General features: G+C 73.4%; 17 protein-coding genes and 1 pseudogene. 6 read left to right on the plus strand and 12 right to left on the minus strand.

Annotation, left to right across the window (positions count from 1 at the left end):
* Nucleotides 1-7: 7 nt before the first annotated feature.
* Nucleotides 8-365, plus strand: a pseudogene (locus N4G70_RS37115) (single-stranded DNA-binding protein); the annotation flags it as partial.
* Between the two features lie 525 nt (nucleotides 366-890).
* A complete protein-coding gene (locus tag N4G70_RS01590) occupies nucleotides 891-2,303 on the plus strand; it encodes a Cys-Gln thioester bond-forming surface protein (protein WP_261710532.1) in 1,413 nt (470 codons plus the stop codon).
* Between the two features lie 159 nt (nucleotides 2,304-2,462).
* Here N4G70_RS01590 and N4G70_RS01595 read toward each other — a convergent pair whose 3' ends face one another.
* A complete protein-coding gene (locus tag N4G70_RS01595; RefSeq protein ID WP_261710533.1) occupies nucleotides 2,463-2,909 on the minus strand; it encodes a hypothetical protein in 447 nt (148 codons plus the stop codon).
* A gap of 187 nt (nucleotides 2,910-3,096) precedes the next feature.
* Between N4G70_RS01595 and ettA the strand changes: the two genes are divergently transcribed.
* From ettA to N4G70_RS01610, 3 genes are read left to right on the plus strand one after another with little or no spacing between them, the layout of a single operon-like run.
* Complete coding sequence (gene ettA / locus N4G70_RS01600; RefSeq protein WP_261710534.1) at nucleotides 3,097-4,761, plus strand: energy-dependent translational throttle protein EttA; 1,665 nt, start codon at nucleotides 3,097-3,099, stop codon at nucleotides 4,759-4,761.
* Between the two features lie 5 nt (nucleotides 4,762-4,766).
* Nucleotides 4,767-5,252 carry a thioesterase family protein gene (locus N4G70_RS01605; protein ID WP_261710535.1) on the plus strand — a complete coding sequence of 162 codons (486 nt, stop codon included), beginning with the start codon at nucleotides 4,767-4,769 and terminating at the stop codon, nucleotides 5,250-5,252.
* Between the two features lie 8 nt (nucleotides 5,253-5,260).
* Entirely contained in the window at nucleotides 5,261-5,938 is a 678-nt protein-coding gene (locus tag N4G70_RS01610) for a hypothetical protein (protein ID WP_261711332.1), read from the plus strand.
* 377 nt (nucleotides 5,939-6,315) lie between these two features.
* Here the strand turns inward: N4G70_RS01610 and N4G70_RS01615 are convergent, their stop codons facing one another.
* The 4 genes from N4G70_RS01615 to N4G70_RS01630 all read right to left on the minus strand — a co-directional run bounded on the left by N4G70_RS01615 (nucleotide 6,316) and on the right by N4G70_RS01630 (nucleotide 13,839).
* Nucleotides 6,316-7,257 carry an ABC transporter ATP-binding protein gene (locus N4G70_RS01615; protein ID WP_261710536.1) on the minus strand — a complete coding sequence of 314 codons (942 nt, stop codon included), beginning with the start codon at nucleotides 7,255-7,257 and terminating at the stop codon, nucleotides 6,316-6,318.
* A complete protein-coding gene (locus N4G70_RS01620; RefSeq protein ID WP_261710537.1) occupies nucleotides 7,254-9,971 on the minus strand; it encodes an FtsX-like permease family protein in 2,718 nt (905 codons plus the stop codon). Before N4G70_RS01620 ends, N4G70_RS01615 begins: the two co-directional genes overlap by 4 nt.
* Nucleotide 9,972: 1 nt before the next feature.
* Nucleotides 9,973-13,206 (minus strand): FtsX-like permease family protein, encoded by a 3,234-nt coding sequence (locus N4G70_RS01625; RefSeq protein WP_261710538.1) that lies wholly within the window; start codon nucleotides 13,204-13,206, stop codon nucleotides 9,973-9,975.
* 228 nt (nucleotides 13,207-13,434) lie between these two features.
* Nucleotides 13,435-13,839 (minus strand): globin, encoded by a 405-nt coding sequence (locus tag N4G70_RS01630; protein ID WP_261710539.1) that lies wholly within the window; start codon nucleotides 13,837-13,839, stop codon nucleotides 13,435-13,437.
* Between the two features lie 167 nt (nucleotides 13,840-14,006).
* Between N4G70_RS01630 and N4G70_RS01635 the strand changes: the two genes are divergently transcribed.
* Entirely contained in the window at nucleotides 14,007-14,981 is a 975-nt protein-coding gene (locus N4G70_RS01635; protein ID WP_261710540.1) for a methyltransferase domain-containing protein, read from the plus strand.
* On the opposite strand, the gene N4G70_RS01640 is transcribed toward N4G70_RS01635, so the two are convergent.
* The 7 genes from N4G70_RS01640 to N4G70_RS01670 form a co-directional block, all read right to left on the minus strand.
* Nucleotides 14,962-16,263: an FHA domain-containing protein gene (locus N4G70_RS01640; RefSeq protein ID WP_261710541.1), complete on the minus strand. Its 1,302-nt coding sequence runs from the start codon at nucleotides 16,261-16,263 to the stop codon at nucleotides 14,962-14,964. The genes N4G70_RS01635 and N4G70_RS01640 overlap by 20 nt on opposite strands.
* A 101-nt stretch (nucleotides 16,264-16,364) precedes the next feature.
* The gene (locus N4G70_RS01645) at nucleotides 16,365-17,720 is read right to left on the minus strand and encodes a VWA domain-containing protein (protein WP_261710542.1); all 1,356 of its coding nucleotides are present in this window, start codon (nucleotides 17,718-17,720) and stop codon (nucleotides 16,365-16,367) included.
* 73 nt (nucleotides 17,721-17,793) lie between these two features.
* The gene (locus N4G70_RS01650; RefSeq protein WP_399033730.1) at nucleotides 17,794-19,038 is read right to left on the minus strand and encodes a PP2C family protein-serine/threonine phosphatase; all 1,245 of its coding nucleotides are present in this window, start codon (nucleotides 19,036-19,038) and stop codon (nucleotides 17,794-17,796) included.
* Entirely contained in the window at nucleotides 19,035-21,605 is a 2,571-nt protein-coding gene (locus N4G70_RS01655; protein WP_261711333.1) for a serine/threonine-protein kinase, read from the minus strand. The genes N4G70_RS01650 and N4G70_RS01655 overlap by 4 nt, the downstream gene beginning before the upstream one ends.
* A gap of 50 nt (nucleotides 21,606-21,655) precedes the next feature.
* Entirely contained in the window at nucleotides 21,656-22,936 is a 1,281-nt protein-coding gene (locus tag N4G70_RS01660) for a hypothetical protein (RefSeq protein ID WP_261710544.1), read from the minus strand.
* 95 nt (nucleotides 22,937-23,031) lie between these two features.
* Complete coding sequence (locus N4G70_RS01665) at nucleotides 23,032-24,096, minus strand: glutamate ABC transporter substrate-binding protein (RefSeq protein ID WP_399033733.1); 1,065 nt, start codon at nucleotides 24,094-24,096, stop codon at nucleotides 23,032-23,034.
* A gap of 59 nt (nucleotides 24,097-24,155) precedes the next feature.
* The gene (locus N4G70_RS01670) at nucleotides 24,156-25,553 is read right to left on the minus strand and encodes a hypothetical protein (RefSeq protein WP_399033735.1); all 1,398 of its coding nucleotides are present in this window, start codon (nucleotides 25,551-25,553) and stop codon (nucleotides 24,156-24,158) included.
* Nucleotides 25,554-25,599 lie beyond the last annotated feature (46 nt).

Genomic DNA, 25,599 nt, shown 5'->3' on the forward strand with positions numbered 1-25,599 from the left:
GAGGGCAGTGAACGAGACGATGGTGACGCTGGTCGGCAATGTGGCCACGCAGGTGGAGTGGCGGGAGACCGCGACGGGAGGGGTCGCGCGGTTCCGGCTCGCGGTGACCGCGCGCCGCTTCGACCGGGAGAAGCAGGCCTGGGTCGACGGGGCCACCAGCTTCTACACGGTGTGGGCGGCACGGACACTCGGCATGAACCTGACGGGCTCGGTCGCCATCGGTGAACCGGTCGTTGTGCACGGCCGGTTGAAGGTGCGGGACGAGGAACGCGCGGACGGCCCGCGCTGGTTCTCGGCGGATGTCGACGCGGTGGCGATCGGGCACGACATGACACGGGGGACCACCGCGTTCCGGCGCGTGTTCAAGGGGGAGGCGGTCCCGGTCGAACGGGCCGGGGCCGCGGGGGCGGAGGGCCCGGCACCGAACCGGAACGAGGCCCCGCCGCCCGCGTCCGCATCGGCTCCGGCACCGGCTCCGGGTGGTGCCACCGGCGCTGTTTCGGCCACGACCCCCACGACGGTGGTATGGGAATCGGCCATCAGCGGGGCCGAGAAGGCGGCGCCAATGGGCGTATAGGAGACGGCACTTGGGGGAGGGCGGCGCGGAGGGGGTGCGGGGTGGAGAGGTGGTCGAGCACGGAACGTGTCCCGAAACTCCCCCTCTGTCCAGGCGATTTGTCGATAAGCCAAGCCCGTACACGTGTTTCGGGATAACGATTCCGAATCGGAATGGTTATCTGATGACATCACCACGGATCGTCGACTTCCGTATCCCTAGGATTCCCGCGTACTCACGGGGCACTTGAGTCTGCCGGCGAGGCACTTCCCCCACGCGCACCACTGGTGCACGCGCACCACATGCGAAAGAGCCTCGCCCGAAGGGGAATTCTGTGTTTTCAGCCGTTCACGGGCCTTCCGCCCGCAAGCGGGGTGCTCTGCGCCTCGCCACCGCCGCAGCCGTATCGGGACTTGTCGCCGCGGGTGCGATAGCCGGGGCGGGTGGGGCTTTCGCGGACACGCCGGGCCAGCAGGGTCTGGGCGGCGCGACCGCCACCATCCAGGGCCTGGAGCCCGGTTCCTTCGCCGACGCGGTCATCGAGGGCGCCGACGGAGAGAAGGAGAACGTCTCCGCCGGTCTGTTCCGGATGAACGTCGACGGCGGCGGCACGCTGCGCACGTACTGCATCGACATCCACAACCCCACGCAGCGCGAGGCGAAGTACCGCGAGACGCCGTGGAGCGGGACCTCGCTGGCGAACAACGCGAACGCCGGCAAGATCCGCTGGATCCTGGAGAATTCCTACCCGCAGAAGAACGACCTCGCGGGTCTGGCCAGGGCCGCGCACATCGAGGGCAAGCTCAGCAACGCCGAGGCCGCCGCGGCCACCCAGGTCGCCATCTGGCGCTACTCGGACAATGCCAAGGTCACGGTCACGAACGAGGTCGGTAAGAAGCTGGCCGAGTGGCTGTACGAAAACGCGCAGGTCGCCGCGGAGCCCAAGGCCTCGCTGACCCTCGACGGCGCGTCGGCGGCGGGCAAGGCCGGCCAGAAGCTCGGTCCGGTCACGGTGCACACCAACGCCGACAAGGTCACGGTCACCCCGTCCGAGGAGCTCAAGGCCGCCGGCGTCAAGGTCGTGGACAAGACGGGGAAGGTCGCGACCTCCGCCGTCGACAACAGCCAGCTCTTCTTCAACCCCCCGGCGGGTGCTCAGCCGGGAGTCGGCACGCTGCGTCTTTCGGCCACCACTCAGGTTCCCGTCGGCCGCGCGTTCGCCAGTGACTCCAAGAGCCAGACGCAGATCCTGGCCGGCTCCAGCGACTCGACGGTCAACGCCGAGGCCAAGGTGACCTGGGCCAAGCAGGGTGCCATCCCGGCCGTGACCGTCAAGAAGGACTGCGCCAAGGGCGGCGTGGACATCACCGTCACCAACAAGGGTGACAAGCCGTACCCGGTGACCGTCGGTGGCCGAACGGTCGCCACGGTCCCCGCCGGCGCCTCGAAGACCGTGCTGTTCCCGGTCGCCGAGGACGGGAAGTACGACTTCACCCTCGCGGGCCAGCACTTCTCCGGCACCCTCGATTGCAAGACCGCCGGTACGGGCACCCCCACCCCGTCCTCGAAGCCCAGCCCCGCCTCGGTGGGTGGCGGCTCGACCGGGACCAAGGGCGGCACCGGCCTCGCCGAGACCGGCAGCTCCAGCGCCACCCCGATGATCGCCGGTGCGGCGATCGTCCTGGTGCTGCTCGGAGGCGGCGCGGTCTTCTTCCTCCGCAAGAGGAACACGGGCGGCGGCAGCTGACCACGCCCGCACCGTTCGATGAGCTCACCGTGAAGACCGGATGACGGGCGACGGCCTCGGTACGCACCCCGTACCGGGGCCGTCGCCCGTCCTCGCCCGGCATCGATGCGCCCTCAGGTGCGGGCGAGGACCAGCGGACCGGTGGTGCTCAGCCGGGCCCTACCAGGCCGGCCGGGGGTCCCGCAGCTCCTCCGGGGTCTGCTCGGGCAGCCAGGTGTGTCCGACGTCCGTGCGCCACAGGCAACCGGGGCGGGGCGGGTACTCCTGCGTGTCGGGGGCCGGGGCGTAGAAGCGCTCGGTGCCCGGCAGCGGCAGCTCGACCAGCTTGCCCTCACGGAACATCCACAGCCCGAAGCAGTCGTCATCCTCGTCATGGAGCATGACCTGCACGCACTCCGGGTTGTTCCACGGCAGCGCCTCCAGCTCCCTCAGGATTCCGGTGCGCGCGTTATCCCGACAGAACTCCAGATGCCACCCGCCGACGAACCATCCCGGTATCTGCTCGAACTGGCCTCGCCACGTACGCGACTCGTCGCGCCGGGTCAGTGGCTCCATCACTTCGTCCTCGTACCGGGCCAGCACGAGTACCTGCGCCATTCTGCTCATGGGCGTATGCGACCGCATGCGGCCGCGGCGGGCAAGACAATTAGGGAGGCACCCCGCGCGCTCCGGAGGCGGGGCGAACGTCCAGGTCGCGGCCCCCGGGCCGAACCCGTTTCCCCCCGGGGCTGGCCTTCAGGCAAGATGGGGTGTATCTGCCCACAGCCCGATTCACACTGCCGGACGGTTTCTCTTGGCTGAGTACATCTACACCATGCGCAAGACGCGCAAGGCGCACGGCGACAAGGTGATCCTTGACGACGTCACGCTGAGCTTCCTGCCGGGCGCGAAGATCGGTGTGGTCGGCCCGAACGGTGCCGGTAAGTCCACCGTTCTCAAGATCATGGCGGGGCTCGAGCAGCCCTCCAACGGCGATGCCTTCCTCTCGCCCGGGTACAGCGTCGGCATCCTCATGCAGGAGCCCCAGCTCGACGAGACGAAGACGGTCCTGGAGAACGTGCAGGACGGCGCCGCCGAGATCATGGGCAAGCTGAGGCGGTTCAACGAGGTCGCCGAGCTCATGGCGACCGACTACTCGGACGCGCTCCTCGAGGAGATGGGCAAGCTCCAGGAGGACCTCGACCACGCCAACGCCTGGGACCTCGACGCCCAGCTCGAGCAGGCCATGGACGCCCTGGGCTGCCCGCCCGGCGACTGGCCGGTCGTCAACCTCTCCGGTGGCGAGAAGCGCCGCGTCGCGCTCTGCAAGCTGCTCATCGAGGCCCCGGACCTGCTCCTGCTCGACGAGCCCACCAACCACCTCGACGCCGAGTCGGTGAACTGGCTGGAGCAGCACCTCTCGAAGTACGCGGGAGCCGTGGTGGCCGTGACCCACGACCGGTACTTCCTGAACAACGTCGCCGAGTGGATCCTCGAACTCGACCGCGGCCGCGCGATCCCGTACGAGGGCAACTACTCCACGTACCTCGACAAGAAGTCGGCCCGTCTCAAGGTCGAGGGCCGCAAGGACGAGAAGCGCCAGAAGCGGCTCAAGGAAGAGCTGGAATGGGTGCGGTCCAACGCCAAGGGGCGTCAGACCAAGTCCAAGGCGCGTCTGGCCCGCTACGAGGAAATGGCCGCCGAGGCGGACAAGATGCGGAAGCTGGACTTCGAGGAGATCCAGATCCCGCCGGGCCCGCGTCTGGGCTCCATCGTCGTCGAGGTCAACAACCTCTCGAAGGCGTTCGGCGACAAGGTCCTCATCGACGACCTCAGCTTCACGCTGCCGCGCAACGGCATCGTGGGCGTCATCGGCCCCAACGGCGCCGGCAAGACCACGCTCTTCAAGATGATCCAGGGCCTGGAGACGCCGGACAACGGCTCGATCAAGGTCGGCGAGACCGTCAAGATCAGCTACGTCGACCAGAGCCGCGCCAACATCGACCCCAAGAAGACGCTGTGGGCCGTCGTCTCCGACGAGCTCGACTACATCAACGTCGGCCAGGTCGAGATGCCGTCCCGCGCCTACGTCAGCGCCTTCGGCTTCAAGGGCCCGGACCAGCAGAAGCCCGCGGGCGTGCTGTCCGGTGGTGAGCGCAACCGCCTCAACCTGGCGCTCACGCTCAAGGAGGGCGGCAACCTGCTGCTCCTCGACGAGCCCACCAACGACCTCGACGTCGAGACGCTCTCCTCGCTGGAGAACGCGCTCCTGGAGTTCCCCGGTGCCGCCGTCGTGATCTCCCACGACCGCTGGTTCCTGGACCGGGTCGCCACCCACATCCTCGCCTACGAGGGTGACTCCAAGTGGTACTGGTTCGAGGGCAACTTCGAGTCGTACGAGAAGAACAAGATCGAGCGTCTGGGTGCGGACGCGGCTCGCCCGCACCGCGCCACGTACAAGAAGCTCACCCGGGGCTGAGCGCAGTGACCCGCCACATCTACCGCTGCCCGCTCCGCTGGTCGGACATGGATGCCTTCGGGCACGTCAACAATGCTGTCTTCGTCCGGTACTTGGAGGAAGCCCGCATCGACTTCATGTTCCGGCTGGCGCCGGGTGACGGGTCGCCCTCGTTCAAGGGCGGGTCCGTCGTGGCCCGCCACGAGATCGACTACAAGCGACCCCTGGTGCACCGGCACGAGCCGGTCATCATCGAGTCGTGGGTGACCAGGATCGGGGCGGCGTCGCTGACCATCGCCTACGAGGTCAAGGAGCCGGGCGAGGGCGGCCTCGTGTACGTCGAGGCCTCCACCGTCGTGGTGCCCTACGACCTCGCGGAGGGGCGGCCCCGGCGGATCACCGCCGAGGAGAAGTCCTTCCTGCGCGAGTACGTCGATGACGGGTCCCGTGCCGATGACGGGTCCCGTGCCGACGACGGCTCCCGTGCCGGGCGGGAGCGGGCGGCGGCGTGAGCGCCTTGCTGCGGTTCGAGGACGGCGGGGAGGCTGCGGATCTCGGCGCGTTCCTGGGGCGCCTGCTCCACTACGACCGGGCCGCCGCGGTGCGCCTCCAGGCGGGCGGTGGGGCCCTTGGCGTCTTCGGCCGGCCGCCGTCCTTCGAGGTGCTCGCGATCCGTACGGCGCGGCTCGGCGACGACGCCCTCGCGCTGGACGTGACCGTCTCCGCCGGGGAACTCCTCGAATCCCTCGACGAGTCGGCCGCCACCGCGCGGGTTCCCGCGGCCGTCACCGGTCCGCCCTGGGCCGGGGTACTGCCGCCGCGCGGCGGCTGGGAGCCGGTGCCGGGGCTGCCCGAACCCGAGCGGATGCGGGGTGTGGTGGCGGCGGCCGTCGCCGAATTCCGGGCGCGGGACGGGGCGTTGCCCGCGGAGTCGCGTACGCGGGGGGAGCGGGAGCGGATCGGGCACGAGATCTGGTCCCGCACGCTCGGGACCACCGAGCTTCCCCTTCGCGCTGTGCACGCGGCGCAGTCCCTCGGGTTTTTGCGGCCGGTGCGGGCGTTGGCGTCGGCGGGGCCGGCTGGGCCCGAGGCGGTGGCGTTGTTCGCCTCCGGGCCGTGGTTGCGGCTGCGTACGTCGTACGGGTCTGTTGCGTTGCGGCGGGCTGGGGCGGGGGGGCTCGGCGTCAGGCCCGTGTGACGCTTCGGCTCCGCCGGGGTGCTGTGAGGTGCGGGTCGTTTTGGGCTTCTCGCGCCGTTCCCCGCGCCCCTGAACCCCCCGTTGTCTGCGGGTCGTGGTCGCTTTTTGCGCAGTTCCCCCCGCCCCTTAAACCCCCTGTCGTCTGCGGGGCGTGGTCGCTTCTCGCGCAGTTCCTCGCGCCCCTGAACCCCCCGTTGTCTGCGGGGCGTGGTCGCTTCTCGCGCAGTTCCTCGCGCCCCTGAACCCCCTGTTGTCTGCGGGGCGTGGGTGCTTCTCGCGCAGTTCCTCGCGCCCCTGAACCCCCTGTTGTCTGCGGGGCGTGGTCGCTTCTCGCGCCGTTCCTCGCGCCCCTAAACCCCCTGCCCAGGGGGATGGGGCTACTGTTCGTCCGGCCAGATTTGGATGTGGTCGGGTTCCAGTTCCAGGGCCACTCGGTGTTCCATGTTCAGGGCGCGGGTGTATTCGGCGGGGAGTTGGAGGCGGCCGGCTCGGTCGAGCATGGCGTATTCGCGGGCCACCAGGGATTCCTCGCCGGTCGTCGCGTCCACCTGGGTGCGGCGCAGGACCTCCGTCGAGGTGCGGCCGTCGCGGATGGCGACCGTGCGGCGGACCTCGCTCGCCACCGCCTGGTCGTGGGTGACGATCACGATCGTCGTGCCCAGCTCCTCGTTCGCCGTGCGGAACGCCGCGAAGATCTGCTCGCCGGTCGCCGAGTCCAGCTCGCCCGTGGGCTCGTCGGCGAGCAGCACCGACGGATTGTTGGCGAGGGCCACCGCGATGGCGACGCGCTGCTGCTCGCCGCCGGAGAGCTGGTGCGGTCTGCGGTCGCGGCAGTGGGCGACGTCGAGCAGGGTGAGCAGCGAGTCGGCCCGCTCGGCCTTCTTGCGCTTGGGCTGCCGGCTGCCCAACTGCATGGGCAGCGCCACGTTCTGCACGGCCGTCAGGTACGGCAGCAGATTGCGGGCGGTCTGCTGCCACACGAAGCCCACCACGTCGCGGCGGTAGCCGAGACGCGCCTTGGCGTCCATCGTGAGCAGGTCGCGGCCCGCGACCCGCGCGGCCCCCGCCGTCGGCACGTCCAGGCCCGCCAGGATGTTCATCAGCGTCGACTTGCCGCTGCCGGACGCGCCGACCAGGGCCATCAACTCGCCCTCGGTGACCAGGAGATCGAGGCCCTGGAGGGCCTGGACCTCGACGCCGTCGGTGGTGAAGACGCGTACGAGACGGTCGCAGGCGATCAGTGCGTCATGGCCGTAGGCGGGGCGCTCCCGGCGGGCCGTGGCCCGGCGCTCCAGGTCTTCGAGTGAGGTGGTCGTCATCGAGCGTCTCCTGCCCTGAGTTCGGTGATGGATCCGCGGCGGCCGCTCCACCAGGCCTGCGCCGCGGCCACGCCCGCCGCGAGCAGCACCACGCACCCGGCGGGCAGCAGCAGCGACATCGGGTCGGCGCGCAGTTCGGAGCCGACCGGTGCCAGGCCGCTCGTGGTGGCCAGGGCCAGACCCGCGAGGTCGATGCCGGGCGCGAGCAGCGCGATCGAGGCCCAGCCGGTGAGCGCGCCGCCGGCCGCCGCGAGCAAGGCCGGCGGCAGCGCCTCCAGGACGAGCAGCGCGCGGCCCTGGCGACGGGTCAGGCCCATGGTGCGCAGCCGGGCCAGCAGCGCGGAGCGTTCGGGGGCGCCGCGCAGCAGGGAGAGGAGCAGGGCCAGGACGGCGAGACCCGCGCCCGCTGCGACGGCCGCCGCGTAGATGCGTCCGGCGCCGGTCTGCAACGGCGAGCCCGCGTACTCCTGCCGCGCCTCGGAGCGCAGCCGCACACCCGTGTGGGCGTTCTCGGCACTCTTGCGCAGCGCCTTGGCGTCGATGGACGTCCCGCCGACGAGCAGCGTCGTCGGCTCCTTCGCGCCGAGGCCCGCGGTGTCCAGGAGGAGGTAGTCGCTGCCCGGTACGGCGGCCGAGCCGTCCTGCGCGGCGATCACCCGGACCCGCACGTCGTAGCCCGCGACGCGCAGCCCGACCGGTTCCCTGCCCAGGCGCTGGGCGACGGAGGGGGAGGCGATGGCGGGCAGCACGACCTTGCCGGGCGGGCCCGGCGGGGCCTTGAGCCGGCCGGCGTCGATGCCGAGGGCGGTGCCCGCGGTGAGCCGGGCGTAGGAGTCGGGGTCCACCGAGGCGACCGCGGCCTTGTCGCCGTCGGGCAGCGTCACCGCGTACTCGATGTGTACGGGGGACACGCCCCGCACGCCCGCGACCTTGGCCACCCGGTCCGCGAGGTCCTTGGGCAGGGAGAGGTCGCTGTCGATGCGGGCGTCGGTGCCGGTGGCGTACAGCGCGGCCCGGTCGCGCGCGTCGTCGGAGCCCGCCAGGACCGAGCCACCGAACGCGGCCGTGGTCAGCGCCGTGAGCAGGGCGAGCAGGGGCAGTACGCCGCCCCCCGGGGCCCGTCCCGCGCGGGCCAGGGACAGGAAGCCGACCGTGCCGCGCCGCCGGGCCGCGGGACGGGCCGCCCAGCGCAGCGGCAGCGGGTAGAGCCGGATCAGGACCAGCGCGGCGATCACCCCGACGAGCACCGGTGCCGCGCTCGTCAGCGAGTCGGCGGAGGTGCCGGAGGTGCCCCGGCGGCGCAGCGCGAACACCGCGCCCACCGCGAGGACCAGCAGCGTCAGCTCGGCCACCGTGCGCCGCGCGGAGGGCTTCTCCCGTACCAGGTCGGTGCGTTCGGCCGCCGAGCCGACCGTGCGGTGCGTCAGCGCGGCCCGCACCGGCAGGGCCAGGCAGCCGAACGCCGCGACCCCGCAGGCCGCGGTGAGCGCGGGCATGAACCGGCCGCCCGGCACGGCGAGTACGGCCCCCAGCAGGCCGAGGGCGGCGGCCGGAACCACCACGACCGCGCCCTCGGCGAACAGTCGCCCGGCGAGCTGGCGCAGCGCGCCGCCGCGGGCCCGCAGCAGGGCGAGTTCCGCGGTGCGGCGGGACGCGGCGAGGCCGCCCGCCATCAGCAGCACCACACCCGCGACGGTCGCCGTGCCGAAGCCGGCGACGGCCACCACCGGGCTGATCGCGTCGCGCACCGTGGCGTACGACAGGAGCACCCGGTCCAGCTCGGTGTAGACGGTCGCCGAGACGGCGAAGACGTCCCGCACCTTCGAGAGCCCGGGGCCGTTCTGGAGCGCCGCCACCGACGACTTCAGGCCGTCGAACTGACGGGCATTCAGATGCGCTGTGTCCGGGGCGAGTTGGACGTACATCTCGGGCTTGCTGTCGGTGGCGAGCAGCGCCGGGGCGGCGCCCGGCGCGAGCAGCAGGCCGCCGTGCCAGAACCGGGGCGGATCGGGGTCGTCGTTGGCGGGAAGCAGCTGCGGGGTGCGCAGCACCGGCAGGACCGACCAGTACCCGGCCTCCGGCAGCAGCGGCTCCACGACGCCGGTCACCTTCAGAGCGAGCTGGTGACGGCCCAGGCCGGGCACGCGCAGCACCGAACCCGCCTCGATGTGCAGGGCCTTGGCGGTGGCCGAGGTGACGGCGACCTCGGCGCCGTCCGACCTCTGGTCCGCGCTGCCCCCCGGCAGGCGGCCCGACACGACCCGGGCGTGCGCGGCCAGATCCGACGGCGTGGCCACGGTGAACCGCGGCGCGAGCCCGGAGGGGCGGGCCAGATAGGGCTCGTCGGAGCCCAGTTTCCGGGTGGTGCGCAGCCCGTACGCCGACTGGGAGCGGTCGGTGGTGAGCGGGGCCGGCACGGCGCTCGCGACCGCGTCGAAACGCTTCTCCATCTCCTGGGGGGAGACCAGCGCGGCCCGCTGCTCGTCGCCCAGCGCCATGCCGGGCGAGCCCGCGGCGAACTGGAGGGCGGTGCGGCCGGGGGCGGCCGAGGACACGGTCTCGCGCAGCCCCTTGTCCTCGTACGCGTCGACGGCCCGCGGATAGGCGGCGGCCAGCCACGCGGTGACCAGGACCAGGAGGGCGAGCGCGGCCGCGGCGCCCGGCGCGGTCCGCAGCCGGGTGCGCACCCAGGGTGCGAGGGCCTTGCCGGTCATGTCAGTTGCCCCCCTGGGTGCGGAGTGTGACGGCGGGATCGGTGCGGCGCAGGGCGATCGCCGCGACGATCAGGATCGGCACCGCGGCGACGCCCGCCAGCAGCAACGCCACGCGCCCCGCGGGCAGTTCGACCAGGACGGTGGGGACCGGCTGGGCGGCCTGGTCGGTCAGCACGATCAGCGGCACCACCGCACGGGCGAGCACTTCGCCGAGGCCGAGCCCGGCCAGGAGCGCGATCCCCACCAGGACGCCCTGTTCGGCGGCGATCAGGCGGGCGAGCTGGCGGCGCGGGGTGCCGAGGGCGCGCAGCACGCCGAACTCCCCGGCGCGTTCGCGCAGCGACCCGGCCGCGCTCACCGAGAAGCCCACCGCCGCGAGCGCCGCCGCCACGATGGACGCGGCGGCCAGCGCGGACTGCGGTCCCGCGCCCAGCGGGTCGTCGCCGAGCTCCCTGGCGATCTCGGAGCGGGACACGATCTGCGCGGGGTCGATGTCGGGGCGGTTCTTGAGCGCCGCGGTCGCCTCGGCCGCGCGGCCGGGCCCGGTGGTCAGCCACCACTCGGTGGCGGACAGGCCGTCGCCCGTGTCCCGCAGGACCTGGTTGGCGGCCCGCAGATCGAGGAGCAGGCCGCCGCCGTCGGTGCCGGGTGTGCCGGTGGCCGCGCCGTCGGGGCCCCCGGCGCCGCTGCCGGTGGTCGGGAGCTGCTCGAGCCGGTCGACGATCCGCACCTTGAGGGTCTTGTTCACGAGCGGCACGTCGATGGTCTCGCCGACCTTGCTGCCGCTGGACTGGAGGAACCGCTCGTCGGCGACGGCGCTCAGCGCGGGCGGCGCACCGTGCGACGCGACGAGCCGCACGGTGCGGGTGACCGATCCGAGGCCGGTGTCCCAGTTGGTGGGGCCGGGGGCGTCCACGCTGTCGGCGGTCCACCGCCCGGCCGGCACGGTGACGGCGGTCTGCCCCCCGCCGGGGCCGGTGGCGCGCAGCCCCTCCAGGGCGATGCCCTGGCGCACGGCCGGGCCCTCGGGCAGCTCGCGCACCACGTCGAGACCGGTCAGGAGCAGCGGCCCGGCGGGCCGCCCGGTGGGCTCGCCCGCGGCGGCGGCCAGGTCCAGGGCGAAGGCGTGCGGGAGGCCGTCGGAGGCCAGGTTGCCCAGGGCGAACCGGTACGGCGTGCCGTAGCGGTCCTCCAGGGTGAGCGTGGCGGCGCCGGGCGGTCCGCCCGGGGCGCCGCCGGTCAGCCGCAGGGTGAAGTCGATGCGCCGGGCGTCCGCGGGGAGCGCGGCGCCGGCCGGGGCGTCCTGCTTCGGCGTGAGCAGGGCGAGCAGCTCCTTGCCGGAGCGGTCCGCGAGGTCACCGCGGAGCAGGAAGCCGTCGGCGTGCCGGGTGTCCAGGGCGATCACGGTGCCCGAGCGGCCGGCGCTCATCGTCATCGAGCCGCGTACGGCGGGGGCGACCGCGGTCACCCCGGGCACCGCGTCGTAGGAGCCGCCCTGCCCGAAGGGGCCGAGGGTGGAGCCGAGGACCCGGATGTCGGTGCCCGCGCGGAAGTCGGCCTGATCGCTCTGGGAACGGTTCCAGGTCCCGGACTGGCCGAGGGTGAGCAGACCCATCGCGACCGCCAGGACCAGGAGCAGCACCGGGCCCGCGCCGCGCAGCGGACGGCGGCTGAACTGCCAGCCCGCCAGCGCCATGGGCAGCCCACGCCCACCGGCCGCCCGTCGTTCCGCGAGCCGGGCCGCGGGTGGCATCAGGCGCAGCACGAGGACGGTCCCGGCGAGCAGGGCGAGCGAGGGCGCGGCCACGAGCAGCGGGTCGATGCCGAGGCTGCCCGAGGAGTCGGCGTCGAGGGCGCCGGAGCCGGAGGCCGAGGTCTGCCGGTGCAGCTGCCAGTAGGCGACGCCCGCGATCACCAGGAGGCCGATGTCGGCGCCCGCGCGGACCGGCGCGGGCAGCGCCCCGTCCCGGCCGCCGCGGCGCAGCGGGCCCGCCGACAGGGCGGGCGCCACCACCGCGGCCGCGCAGCCGAGCGCGACGAGCAGGGCGACCAGCCACACCGTGGCGGTGACGGAGGTGTCCAGGTGCAGGCCGACCCGCGCGAGCGCGCCCCGCCCGGCGAGCAGCCGCGTCAGCGGGCCCGCGAGCAGCGGCGCGAGCAGCGCGGCGGGCACCGCGAGCAGCAGGGCCTCGGCGGCGGCGAGCCAGGTGATCTGGCGGCGGGATCCGCCGCGGGCACGCAGGAGTTCGGTCTCGCCCGCCCGCTCGCTGCTGAGCAGCCGGGCGACCAGGAGCAGCGCGTACCCGGCGAGCAGGGCCAGTTGGAGCGCCACGATGAGCAGGGTGGAACGGGACACCAGGAGCGAGCGGTCGGCCCGGTCGAGGATCTCGGGCAGCGAGGTCGCCGCGGAGGCGTTGCCCCCGAACACCGGTTGCCTCATGAGGGACTTGGGCCCCTCGGTGGCGGCCGCGCGGAGCCTGTCGATCCGGGCGACGTCGATCCCGGAGAAGTCGGCACGGGCGAGCCAGGCGCTCTGGCCCGGGCTGACCCGGCCGCCCAGCACCGAGGGGTCGGCGAGCAGCGGCCCGTAGGTGGTGAAGGCGAGCTTGTGCATGCCCCGGCCGCCCAGTTCGTCCAGGCGCCAGTACGGGTCGGAGACATCGGCTGCCCGGTAGATCCCGGTGATCCGGACGGTGACGCCCGGGCCGCCGAGCCGGTCGGCGAGGGCGAGCGTGGCGCCGGTGGCGACGTGCAGACGTGCGGCCGCGGACTCGGGCAGGGCCACCTGGATCTCGGCGCTCGGAGCGCTCGCCGGGGCGGCGGGCCACCCGCCCGAGGTGAGACGGATCCGCGAGCGGTCCATCGCGGCGAACAGGGTGAGGTCGGGGTCGCCGCCGCGGGCGTCCGCCGACTGGAGGGAGCGCGGCAGGGCGTAGGGCCCGGACTGGGTCAACTCCTGTGTGGTGACCGGGAGTTGGTCGAAGGTGGCGCGAGCTCCGTTACGTATCGCCTCGGCCGCGGCCGCCCGTTGGTCGGGCTTGACCCCGGACTTGACGACCAGCGCCGCGGGCGCCGCGGAGCGGGTGGCCAGGGTGTGCCGCAGCGCCGCGTCCGAGACGGACCCGGAGAACGCGGCCAGCGCCGCCAGGACCGAGGTCGTGAGCAGCACGGCGAGCAGCGCCGCCAGGAGCAGCAGACGATGTGCGCGGACGCGCAGCAAGACGAACCCCGGCACACGGCCCCCCTCGGGCTTTTAGGCCATCCCCCCGAAATGTGTCCAGATGCTTTCAGGAGTCACGGGGTCGTGGAAACCGCTTGCCAGGCGTTCTTGCCCGATCGTGATCGGAATGCGACAACGGACGACCGAATTCCGGTCGCGAGGGCAGTTTCCGCAGGTGCGTTGGGGCAGCGGCCGTGTCCGTGGCAGGGCCGTGGCAGGGCCGTGGCAGGGGTTCCGGGTGGGTCAGCCCTCGGAGTTGACCATCGAAGCGGCCGCGTACGTGAGGTAGTTCCAGAGCGTCCGCTCGTGCTCGGGGGAGAGGCCGAGCTCGTCGACGGCCGTCCGCATATGGCGCAGCCAGGCGTCGTGCGCGGCCCGGTCGACCGTGAACGGAGCGTGCCGCATCCGCAGCCGCGGGTGGCCCCGGCCGTCGCTGTAGGTGCGCGGGCCGCCCCAGTACTGCATCAGGAACAGGGCCAGACGCTCCTCGGCGGGACCCAGGTCCTCCTCCGGGTACATCGGCCGCAGCAGCGGATCCCCGGCGACGCCCCGGTAGAAGAGGTGCACGAGCCGGCGGAAGGTCTGCTCGCCGCCGACCTGCTCGTAGAAGGTCTGCTCCTCGAGCGTGCCGCGCGGAATCTCGGTCACGTTGAACACCCTCGCAATGTCATTCGGGCCTGCCCCGGGACGCCGCCCGGAGTCCAGGGGCCGTCCCCCGGAGATGCGGCACCCTTCCATGGTCTCAGACCCGGTGGCCGAGGACCGGGGGCGTAGGACCACTCGCCTCCTCGGCTCCGGCGCAGCACAGTGGACGTATGAGCGCGGACCTGGCACTGAGACGGGCCCTGGTGCGGGAGATCGTGGCGGGCGGAGCGCTCGCCGACCCGGCCTGGCGGGCCGCGTTCGAGGACGTGCCGCGCCACCTGTTCGTGCCGTACTACTACGAGAGCGCGGCCGGTGGATACGTCCGGCTGTGGGGCGAGGACCCCGACCCGGCCCGGCGCGAGCGCTGGCTGACCGGGGCGTACGCGGACGCGCCGCTGGCGACCCGGATGCGCGACGGCGAGCTGCTCTCCTCCAGCAGCCAGCCCTCCCTGATGGCCCGCATGCTGGAGGCCCTCGACGTCCGCGCGGGCGACCGGGTCCTGGAGGTCGGTGCGGGCACCGGATACAACGCGGCGCTGTTGTGCCACCGGCTCGGCGCGGCACAGGTCACCACCGTCGACCTGGACCCCGAGATCACCGAATCGGCGCGGGCCCACCTGGAGGCGGCCGGGTACCGCCCCGCCGTGATCACCGGGGACGGGGCGCGCGGGGCCCCAGCGCGGGCGCCCTTCGACAGGATCATGGCGACCTGCACGGTGGGCTCGGTGCCCCAGGACTGGCCGGCCCAGTGCCGCCCCGGCGCGCTGATCCTCGCCCCACTGGCGACCGGCCTGATCCGTCTTGAGGTGACGGGCCCGGACCGGGCCGAGGGACGCTTCCTGCACACCCCGGCGTACTTCGTGCCGCTGCGCGGTACGCGGTCGGGGGCCAGGGCGACCCCGCACACCGGCGGTCTGCCGCGCGAGGTCGTGACGAACGAGCTGTTCCGCTTCCTGCTCGAACTGACGGCGGGCAGCCTCGACCCGTATGAGGCGCACGCGCTGTGGCGCCGCGAGCAGCGGCCCCCCAGGGAGCGGTTCGGGGTGACGCTCCAGGGCGACGCCCAGTGGGCGTGGCTGGACGATCCGCAGGGGCCCTACGCCTGGCCCCTGCGGGAGCCGCCGCTCAGCCCCGGCGCACGGTGATCGTCGTCCAGGCGCCCACGTGCACCCGGTCGCCGTCCTGGAGCGGCACCGGAACGTAGGGCTGGATCGGTTCGCCGGCGCCGTTGACGGTGGTGCCGTTCGTCGAGTTCTGGTCGACGACCGCCCAGGTGCCGTCCGGCTGCTGCACCAGCACCGCGTGCTGGTGCGAGACGCCCGGGTCCTCCGGCGGAACCGACAGGTCGATGTCAGGTGCCTCGCCGGTGGAGTGGCGCCGGCGGCCGATGGTGATCTGGTTGCCGGAGAGCGGGCGCTGCTGCTCGGGGGAGTACGCGGGCAGATTGAGCCCGGCCGCCTCCGGACCGCTGCGCTGCATCATCGCCAGGAAGTACTCCCGGTCCGGCCCGATGGTGATGGACCAGGTGGCCGGCGCGGGCGGCGTCACGGGCCGCGGCCACTCCTCGCCGCCGCGCTCGGGCGCGGGCGGGGCCGCGGGCTGCGGCCAGTCGTCGCCGCCGCGCTCGGACGCCGGCGGGGACACCGGCTGGGGCCACTCCTTGCCGCCGCGCTCGGGTCCGGGCGGGGTCACGGGCAGGGGCCAGTCGTCGCCGCGCTCGGGTCCGGGCGGGGATGCGGGCTGCGGCCAGTCGTCGTCACCGCCGCGCCCGGGCGCCGGGGCATGGCCCGGGCCCTGCGCGGGCTGGGACGGTGGCGGCAGCATCCAGTCGTCCTCCCCGGCGGGCTGCTGGGGCTGCGGCGGCGCGGGCGGCGTGGGCCGCTGGAAGGCGGGCGGCGGCGCAGGCGGGCCGCCCGGCGCGCCGTTGAAGGGCGCCGGTGGCGCGGGCTGCTGCTGCTGGAACGGGTTCGGCGGCAGTTGCCGCCCCGAGCGCTGCGAGGGCTCGGCGGACAGCGGTTCGGCGGGCCGGTTCACCTGCGAGGGCCGCGAGCTCTGGTACTCGTACGGGTCGCGGGGCGCCGGCGGCGGACCCTGCTGGAAGGCGGGCGGCAGCTGCGGGCCCGGGCCGGGCGCGGGGCCGGGGCCCGGCGGGGGCATCGGCTGCTGCGGGGCCAGCGGGGTGTACGAGGTCGCCGTATTGGTGAGGAAGTTCCAGCGGCACTCCTCGCAGAACGGCGCACCCGGCTCACGCGGGGTGCGGCACTGCGGGCAGAGCTCGGCCTGGGCGGTGGCGTTCGGATCCCCGGGGCCCGGATAGCCGTACGCGGGCGGAGGCGGGGGAGGCGGCGGCACGGCGCCCATGCGATGGCCGCAGATCTCGCACCAGTCGTCGGAACCCGACTGGTGTCCGTTCGGGCAGGTCGGCATGGAGTCGCTTCCCCCTCTCGTCATCCGCCCCGGCGGGCCGTGGCGTTTCGCTGGCGTACAACGGACATAGCTGCTTGTTGTTCGCTTCTTGCTACTTCTTGTTACTTCTTGACGCGAACGGTCTTGGTGGAGCGCGTTTCGAGGGTCATCTCGTCCGCTTCCGCGACCTTCGCCTTCAGTCGCACAGTACCCGTCGCCTCGTCGACGACGTCCACCACCTTCGCGAGCAGTTTCGCCGTATCGGCGTTCCCCGAGACGGCGGCCAGCTGCACCGCACGGCCCAGCTTGGCGGTCGCGCCGTCCACATCGCCCGACTTGCGCGCATCGAGGCCCTGTTGGATGACCTGCGCCAGTTCGGCCTGACCCGTGTAGTGCGCGACCTGCGGGTTGATGGAGGTGGACGCCACCATGTCATCGGTCCACACCGCCCGCACCAGACCCTGCGAGAGGACCTGCGGGGCGCCGCCGTCGGGGCCGGGCACGATCAGCGAGACCCGGGCCGCCAGCATCTCCTGGCCGACATTGGCGCGCGGCACCTCCACACACACGTGGTAGTCGCGCGACTCGTCCCCCCAGGAACCGGTCGGATAGTCCCCGGCGCGCGGCCCCGCCTCGGTCCGACGGGACGTCAACTCCTCGACGGTGGGCGCCACTTGCTTGACGAACCTGATCTCCACGCCGACCGGGGTCCACAGCCGCAGCGCCACGTCCGCGACCTCCTTGCCCATCGCGTTCTCCATCATCCGCGTGAAGTCCGCCGCCAGGTGGGCCGGATCGGCGACGATGTCCGCGGTGCCGAGCAGGGCGGAGGCGATCGAGGTCACCTCCTTGACCTCCCAGTCGGTCCCGACGCCCCGGGCGTCACAGGTGAACCGCCCGGCACAGGCCTGAAGGGCCGCGCGCAGATCCTCGGGCGACTCGTGTTCGTTGCGCCCGTCGGTGAGCAGGATGCCGTGCCGGATGGGGACGTCCGCGGCCCCGAGCAGCCGGTCGGCGAGGCGCAGCCAGGTGCCGATCGCCGTGCCGCCGCCCGCGCTCAGCTTGCGCAGCGCCTCCTTGGCCTCGGCGCGGGTCCGGCTGTCGGCGGTGGCCAGGCGGCCGTTGCCCGGGTAGACCTCGCGCGCGATGTGCGTCCCCGCGACGACCGCGAAGGCGACCCCGTCGCGCAGGGTGTCGATGGCGGCGGCCGTCGCGTCCCGGGCGTTGCGCATCTTGGTCGGCGGGTAGTCCATCGAGCCCGAGCAGTCCACCATGATCACCACGGCGGCGGCGGACGACCGGCCCGGCAGGGAGGCCGGCGTGGCCGACGCCGTGAAGGGGGCGCCGCCCAGGGTGCCGCCGCCGGTGGAGGCCACGGTGACGATCGCGTTGACCTCGCGGCCGCCCTCGGGCAGGAACTCGTTCTGGTACACCTCGACGGAGAACTGCGGCACGGTGGACTTGGAGAAGTTGGCCATCGAAAAGGCTCCTTGAGGCTCCATGGACCTGAAGTGAAGGAAGGCGAGCAAGTGGCGCAATAGGGACGGTGGCCTAGTTGTAGGCGGATCCTGCCCCTTGCCGCTCCACCGCGAACGGCAGCACGGCCACTGTTACGTTGTCGTGGCCGCCGCCGTCCAGGGCGTGCCCGACGAGCACCTGCGCACTGTGCAACGGCCGCGCCGCGGCGTCCGGCGGAAGGACACGGGCCATCTCCTCGGCGGCCTCCGCGTAGTTCCACAGCCCGTCCGTGCAGACCACCACCACACCGGGGCGGTCCGGCTTGAACGAGGCGGTGTGCGGGTCCAGTTCATAGGCGTCCGCGCCCAGCCACCCCGTGATGGCGTGGGCCCGCTCGTCGGCGTAGGCGTCGGCCTCGCTCATCAGGCGGGCCGCCACCATCTGCGCGGCCCACGAGTCGTCCTCGGTGAGCCGGGCCGGGGCCGCCGTACGGTCGTCGGGCACCCAGTAGGCGCGGCTGTCGCCGACCCAGCCCACCACGAGCAGACCGCTCGCCGAGACCGCCCCGACCAGCGTGCAGGCCGGCGCGTTCTGATGGCGGTGCGCATCGTGTCCGAGGGCCTGACCGGGCTCCTGCGCAAGGGAGTTGACGGACTCGGCGGCGGCCAGGATCGCGTCGTGCATGGCCTGCTGGGGGTGGGTGCCCTGGGGCAGCGCCGAGAGCAGCGACTCGTTGGCGGCGGCGGCCGCCGCCGCGGACGCCTCGTCGGGACGGGTCGCCGACGACACCCCGTCGCACACGATCGCCACCACGGCGGGCGAACCGTCCGGCAGCGCCGTCGAGGACAGCGCGAAGGAGTCCTCGTTGCGGTGGTGGCGCAGCCCGCGGTCGCTCACCGCGCACACCGAGTCGAGCTCCTGCTCCATGTGGTCGCGCTCGCGCGGCTGGGCGTGCCCGCAGTTCTCGCAGTACCCGTCGTCGTCGACCCGCCCGGCCCGGCAGGCCACGCACACCTTGGCGCCCGGCGCGGGGGGCCGGGCCACATGGGTGTCCGGGTCGGGCTCGGCGGCGCGCGGGTCGGGCGCGGGCAGCGGGTACTCCTCGGCCGCGCCGCCGGCGGCGGCCGGGGCCGGCTCGTCCGTCCTTACGGAGGGCGCGAGTTGGGGCTCGCCGCCGCCACCGAGGGGCGACGCCATCTCGATGGTGGGATGGTCCAGCGGCGGCTCGGGCACGGCCGACAGGTCGTACCCGCAGGCCCCGCAGAACAGGTCGCCCGTCTCCAGCGGCTCTTCGCAGCCGGGGCAGGCGGCGAGCTGATGCGTCTGCGACATCGTCACACCCAGGTCCGGGGGCGGAATCGGTTGGCCCGTTCCACCAGGTCGATCCTTTCCTCGCCACGCTGTGCGAGCCGGGCGAGCACCCGGTACGAACGTTCCAGACCGAAGCGCAGGCCCCGCTCGTCGACTTCGCTGCCGAGCAGTACGGTCCTTCCCTGCCCGGCGCCGGTGCTCCCCGACAGTACCCAGTCCAGGGCGGTGCCCAGGACCTCGGTGGCCAGCTGTTCACGGCGTACCGCGTCGAGACCGAACGCGTCGAGCGCCTCGACCTGGGCCGCGGCCGCCAGGAGATCCTCGTACAGCGGGTCCTGCGGGGACCTGCTGCGCAGCCGCGCCCGGACCGCCGCGACGCGCGCCGCCGTGTAGTGGATGGAGGACTCCGGCACGGATTCCAGCGTCCGTACGGCGCCGGTGCGGTCCCCGGCGGCGAGCTGCACCCGGGCCAGGCCGAAGGCGGCGCTGACGTAACTGAGGTCGGTCGTCCACACCAGGCGGTAGTACTCGGCGGCGTTGTCGAGCTGGCCGAGCACCTCCGCGCACACCCCCAGCGCCAGCTTGGGCGCGGGCTCACCGGGAAACGCGTCGTAGATCGCGTCGAAGGACAGCGCCGCGTTCTCGTTGTCGCCGGCGGTCAGCGAGGCGAGCCCCCGGTACCAGACCACCCGCCAGTCGTCCGGGTGGTCCGCCTCCAGGGCGTCGAGTGCCTTGCCCGCCGAGACCCGCTCGTCCATGTCGAGCCGGGCCCGCAGCTCGCGCAGCCGGAGCTCGATGGAGTGGGCCGGCGCGGAGCGCAGCGCGGTGATCAGCTCGGCGGGGGCCGCGGCCATCAGGCCCGCGAGGAACCCCGCGTTGGGGTCGCTCGGGTCCACGTGCGGCACCGGCAGCGCGAGCGCGGTGGTGCGCGGGTCGAGAGGAGCGAGCAGGGGCATGCCCTGCCCGGAGCCGGGGGTGCCTTCACTGCGCGGCACCGGGATGGCGCCCTGTGTGGCGGGGTGGGGCATGCCCGGGGTGGGGGGCGCGAGGGCGGGCACCGGCGGCGCGCCCGCCGGGACGGCGGCCCGCGCCGGGTCCGGGGACAGGGCCACCGCCGGGGCCCGTCCCGTGGCGAGCGCCTTGCGGGCGCGTCTGCCCACCGGCGCCGCCCGCGATCCGAGCCGCGAGACGTCCCCCTGGTGCTCGGCGAACAACTTGGTGTCGGTGACGCGCAGTTCGCTGCCGAACAGCGTCGAGAGGGCGGGCCGGGGGCGGCCCGTCTGGAGCGCCACGACCTCGCGCAGCACACCCGTCAACTGCTCGGCCATCTCCTGCGCCGAGGCGAACCGGCGCGCCGGGTCCGGGTCGGTGGCCCGCACCAGGAGCCGGTAGAACGACTCGTAGGTGCGGAACACGTCGATGGTGTCCGGGTCGGGCAGGCTGTCCGCGTAGACGTTGGTGTAGCCCTGGAAGTCGAAGGTCAGCACGGCCAGGGTGCGGGCCACCGTGTACAGGTCGGAGGCGACCGAGGGGCCGGCCTCGGCGACCTCGGGCGCCTGGTAGCCGACCGTGCCGTAGATCGCGGACTCGTCGTCGTCCATGCGGCGCACCGCGCCCATGTCGATCAGCTTGAGCTGGTCCTCGGTCTGGATCGCGTTGTCGACCTTGAAGTCGCAGTACAGCAGGTTGCGGCTGTGCAGATGGCCGAGTGCCTCCAGGGCCTCGATGCCGTAGGCGCAGGCCTGCTCCACGGGCAGCGGGTCACGCTTGCCGATGGTGGTGCGCCGCTCGTTGGCTATCTCCTTCAGCGACTTGCCGCCCACGTACTCCATGACGATGTAGCCGTCGAGCGAGCCGGTCCGCTGGTCGAGGTGCTCCACGAAGTTGTAGATCCGCACGATGTTGGAGTGCTCGATCTCGGCGAGGAAGCGCCGCTCGGAGATCGCCGCCGCCATCGCGTCCTGGTCGCCGGTGTCGAGCAGGCCCTTGAGGACCACCCAGCGGTCGGAGACCGCGCGGTCCACGGCGAGGTACACCCAGCCGAGGCCGCCGTGCGCCAGACAGCCCACCACCTCGTACTGGCCGTGCACGATGTCGCCCGCGCGCAGCTTCGGCACGAACGAGTACGGATGGCCGCACTTGGTGCAGAAGCCCTCCGTGCGCCCGGGCCGGTCCCCGCGCGAACGGCCCACCTGCGCCCCGCAGTCCGAACGCGAACAGAACCGTTTGCGCTCGGGGACCTCGGGGTGTTCCATCACCGCCGAGCGCGGGTCGGGGCGCGGCACCCCCGGCACCGACACCAGGCCCGCGCCCAGCCTGCTGCGCGCCGAGGTGTTCGCCGCCGAGCCCGAGCTGCGCACCGACACCGAACGCGAGGTGGAGGCGCCGGACAGCGAGGACAGGCGCCCGGAGACCGAGCGCCGCGAGGTCGAGGACCGCGAGGAGCGGGAACTGCGCGCCGAGGAGCGCGAGGACTGCGAGGCGGAGCGGTGGCCGCCGCCGGTGATGCCGGTCGGCGGCGACGACACCATGCCCGTCGGCGACACGACCGGGGCGAGCCCGCACAGGTCGCAGTACAGCTCGCCGCCGCCCATGTCCTCGTACGAACCCGCGCAACCGGGGCGCTGGCACCGGGTGTTCTCGCTCACGAATCCCCCCTCTGGTCAACGGGTCCGGATTCTCTCGGGACCAGGACGTCCGCGGCCGCCCGCTGGTAGCGCAGCACCGCCTCTTCGGCGACGCGCAGATCGCAGGGCGCCGACCACAGCATCCGGCGGGCCGCGTCGTAGCGCTCGATCAGGAACGGGTCCTCGGCCATGCCGTGCCGGGCGACCTTCGCCTTGTACGCGTCGAGCCGGCCGCGCAGCTCCGCGCGGACCGCGAGCGGCGCGGTGACCGCCGTCAACGACTCGCGGGCGCGCAGGAGTTCGTTCTCGGCCTCCTGTTCCAGGGACTCCAGGAGCGGCGAGAGCCGGTGCCACTGGGAGTGCCTGCGGTATTCGGCGGCGGTGGCGAGCTGTTCCTGGAGCGCGATGGAGGGGCCGCTCACGGCGGGCACCTCGCTGGCGGCGATCTTCGCGAGCACCTCGCCGCGCGCCGAGCGGGCCTCGGCCAGGGTGCGGTCCGCCCGCGACAGCACGTCGCGCAGCTTGATCAGGCGCTGCTCGGCATCCTGACGGACCGTCAGGACCGCGTCGATCTCGCGCCGTACGTCCTCAAGGGCGCGCGCCGCGCGGTCGTAGCGGTCGGTGTCGGGCCGGCCGCCGCCGGGCGCCGAGCTGCCCGGCGCGGGCACCCAGAACGCGAGCGGATCGGCGATCACCTGGGCGCGCAGCCCGGCCAGTTCGGCCGTGATCGACTCCAGGTCGTCGCCCGAGGGATGTTCCCCCGGCCGCACCCCCACCGAGTGGGCGAGGCCCCGGGTGCGGTGCAGCTCGGCGGCGAGGAGGTCTATCCGGGCGGGCAGCGCGGACCACACCGTGTCGGCGGCCACGACCAGGTCGAGCGAGCGCGCGTACAGCTCGTTCATCCGGTCGACCAGCTCGCCGAGCGTGAAGCGTTCGGTGAGCTTCGCGGGCCCCCCGGCCAGTGTCGGAGCGCCGTGCAGGGCGGCGCCCGAGAGCGTCACGGACTCGCCGCGCAGCCGCTCGGTCAGCTCGGCCAGATCCTCCCGGCTGGGCCAGCGCCGCCGTTCGCGCAGCTCACGCGCCGCCTCCAGGGCCGCCGTGTACGCGTCGAAGTACGCCCACAGCAGGGTGATCGACTGCTCGGTGGCCGCCCAGCGCTCCTTGGTGACGCCCGTGAGGGCCGCGCCTTCCAGGAGCCGGCGTCCGGCGTGGTCCTGGAGGGCGAGCAGCGAGGTCTCGACGGCCTCGTGCTCCGCGTCGAGGCGCGCCAGGGCACGGTCCACCTCGTCCCGGTCCATGACCGGCCCCGGGGGTCCCCCGGTGGAGCTGGGGGAGGATCCCGCGCCCATCGATCACCTCTCCGCTCTGTGGTACGCCTGTGCCGTCAACTGGCTCATCCTGTCCGGTACTTGGGGGCGGGCGGCCCGGATATGCCGGGCAGGTCGGCGGCGAGCCACTTGCGGTACGCCGTCATCCACGGGCTGCCCGCGCCGCCGCCCCGGTAGTCCACCAGGACCTGGTTGATCCGCCGGACCAGATCGGTGTTGCCGAGCTTGACGGCCGCACCGTAGTACTCGGTGGTGAACGGGCTGCCCTTGAGCTGCACCGCGGGGTCCTGGGCGGCCTGGCCGGCGGCCAGCGCGTTGTCGGTGACGACCGCGTCCACCAGGTTCTGCTGGAGGCGCACCAGGCAGTCCAGTTGGTTGGGGACCGTGAAGTCCTGGTAGTCGGCTCCGTGCGCGTCGGCCTTGAGCGCGTCGAAGGCGGTGGAGCCCGCCGCCACGCAGACCCGCTTGCCCTTGAGGGAGTCGTCGAAGCCGGTGATGGCGGACGCCTTGGGCGCCAGCACCTGCTGGCCCGCCTCGAAGTAGGCGGTGGAGAACGACGCCTGCTTGATGCGGGAGCAGTTGACGGTCATCGTGCGCACCACGACGTCGACCGTGCCGTTCTGGAGGGCGGGGATGCGCTGGCTGGTGGGGATGGCCCGGTAGATCACCGCGTTCTCGTCCCCCAGGATGTTCTTCGCGATCGCCTTCACCAGGTCGATGTCGAAGCCTTCCAGGGTGCGGGTCGCGGGATTGCGGTAACCCCAGCGGAAGCTGTTCTGGTCGACGCCCGCGATCAGCTTGCCGCGCTGCTTGATGGCGTCGATGGCGGGGCCGTCCGCGTTCGCCGCGGGCAGGCTCGCCTCCGGGTCCTTGCAGTCGTCCGCCTTGGCCCGCACCGCCCCCGCGGTGCCCGGGCCCGCGAGGCCCGCCGCGGCCGCCTCGCCGCCGTGCCGGGTCAGCGGGACCAGCGCCCCGGCCGCGAGGGCGAGCGCGAGCGCCATGCCGGCCACCCCGCCCCAGCCGCGCAGCCGCCCGCCCGTGCGGCGCGGAACGGGCCGGGCCCGGCCGGGTGTGTCGGTGCCGGACCCGGCCGGGCGTGCCGGGTCCGCCGAGCTCTTCGCGCCGCTCATCGCGACCCCTCTCGCCCATCCGCCGCTGCTTGCACGTCCCTTGCCGCTGTCCATGGCGCTCACCTGTACTCCGCGAGCCTGCGGCTGATGCCGACGCCGGCGGCGGCCGCCGCGAGCACCGCGAGCAGGGCCGCGCCCAGCGGCAGCCCCGTCAGGGCGCCGTGGCCGTCGGAGGCGGCCGTGGTGAACTGGCGCTGCTCGTGGGCGATCGCCGAGTCGAGCTCCTTGTCCACCTGGTCGAAGCACTCGCCGGTGGAGCCCTTGGCGCCGAGGACCTGGGTCAGCGCGCCGTCGTAGTCACCGCTGTCGTCCGTCCTGCGGGCCGACGTGTGGCGTTTTTGCCACTCCTCCATGTCGCCGACCGCCTTGGCCACCGGGGTCTTGCCCGCGTCGTCGTCGGCGAGGCTCCTGGCGGCGGCCAGTCTGCCGGACAGGGACGCCATCTCCTTGCCGAACTCCGCCTCGTACAGGTCCTTGCCCTCGCGGGTGAGGACCGCGCCGCGGGCCACCAGGGTCAGGTTCTCGTTGGCACGGGCCTGGAGCGAGCTGATCCGGGCGTCGTTGAGGACCTTCAGGGACTCCTGGCCGTGCGCGCGCGAGGTGGACAGGTCGGAGGTCGCCACCGCGTGGCCCACCACCAGCCACAGCAGCACCACCGTGGAGGCCGCCGTCGCGGCGAGCAGACCGTGGTTGAACACCCGGTTGGTGCGCAGGTAGTTGCGGCGCTGGACCCATACCAGGCCGCCGAGCGCCACCAGGCCGAGCACCGTCGAGGCGTACGGCCAGGTGTCCGCCTGGTCGTAGTCGTCGTAGAGGCGCCCCGTCTCGGCCTCGTACAGCTTCTGGGCCGCGGGCAGCAGGCTGGTGCTCATCTTCTGGTTGGCGAAGCGCAGATAGGCGCCGCCGACCGGGAAGCCCTGCCGGTTGTTGGCGCGCGCCTGCTCGACCAGGCCGTTGTAGAGCGGGAGTTGCTCGTTGAGAGTGGCTATCTGCTGGGCCGACTCGGCCGAGCCCGTGGTGTTCGCGGCCGCCTTCACCAGGAGGCGGGAGGCGGTCGCGATGTCCGTGTCGTAGCGCTTGCGCACGTCCAGCGGTTCCTGGCCGCCGGCCAGGAACCCGCTCGCCGCGGCCGTGTCGGCGTCGGCGAGCGAGCGGTAGATGGAGGCCGCGTCCGCGCTCAGCGGCTGGCTGCGGCTCACCACGTCGCCCGCCGCGGCCGAGCGGTCGGATACCTCCCAGGCGGTGACGGCGCCGAAGGCCACCACCAGCACCGCCACGACCGCACCGATCAGCCAGAGCCGGCCCGGCTCGGTCGTCGCGGCCGCGCGCACCCGGTCGCGGACCTCGGCCAGGCCCCGCTGCGGGCCGGGGCGCGGCGTGCCGGGTCGCGGCTGCGCCGCGGGCCGGGCCGCGGGCTCCCGCACCCCCGGTTCGCGCACGTTCGGCGGATTCGCCACCTGACCTCCCCCTCGGTCGCTGCGTAGGCAGTATGGCCGCAGGGAC

Source organism: Streptomyces sp. ASQP_92 (assembly GCF_025399895.1).
In the GTDB taxonomy this organism is placed as follows: domain Bacteria; phylum Actinomycetota; class Actinomycetes; order Streptomycetales; family Streptomycetaceae; genus Streptomyces.

Excerpts from the sequence above, each read along its gene's own strand:
- N4G70_RS01595 (WP_261710533.1), bottom strand. The coding sequence starts at position 2,909 with ATGAGCAGAATGGCGCAGGTACTCGTGCTGGCCCGGTACGAGGACGAA.
- N4G70_RS01615 (WP_261710536.1), bottom strand. The coding sequence starts at position 7,257 with ATGACGACCACCTCACTCGAAGACCTGGAGCGCCGGGCCACGGCCCGC.
- N4G70_RS01620 (WP_261710537.1), bottom strand. The coding sequence starts at position 9,971 with ATGACCGGCAAGGCCCTCGCACCCTGGGTGCGCACCCGGCTGCGGACC.
- N4G70_RS01635 (WP_261710540.1), top strand. The coding sequence starts at position 14,007 with ATGAGCGCGGACCTGGCACTGAGACGGGCCCTGGTGCGGGAGATCGTG.
- N4G70_RS01640 (WP_261710541.1), bottom strand. The coding sequence starts at position 16,263 with ATGCCGACCTGCCCGAACGGACACCAGTCGGGTTCCGACGACTGGTGC.
- N4G70_RS01645 (WP_261710542.1), bottom strand. The coding sequence starts at position 17,720 with ATGGCCAACTTCTCCAAGTCCACCGTGCCGCAGTTCTCCGTCGAGGTG.
- N4G70_RS01655 (WP_261711333.1), bottom strand. The coding sequence starts at position 21,605 with ATGGGCGGCGGCGAGCTGTACTGCGACCTGTGCGGGCTCGCCCCGGTC.
- N4G70_RS01660 (WP_261710544.1), bottom strand. The coding sequence starts at position 22,936 with ATGGACCGGGACGAGGTGGACCGTGCCCTGGCGCGCCTCGACGCGGAG.
- N4G70_RS01665 (WP_399033733.1), bottom strand. The coding sequence starts at position 24,096 with ATGAGCGGCGCGAAGAGCTCGGCGGACCCGGCACGCCCGGCCGGGTCC.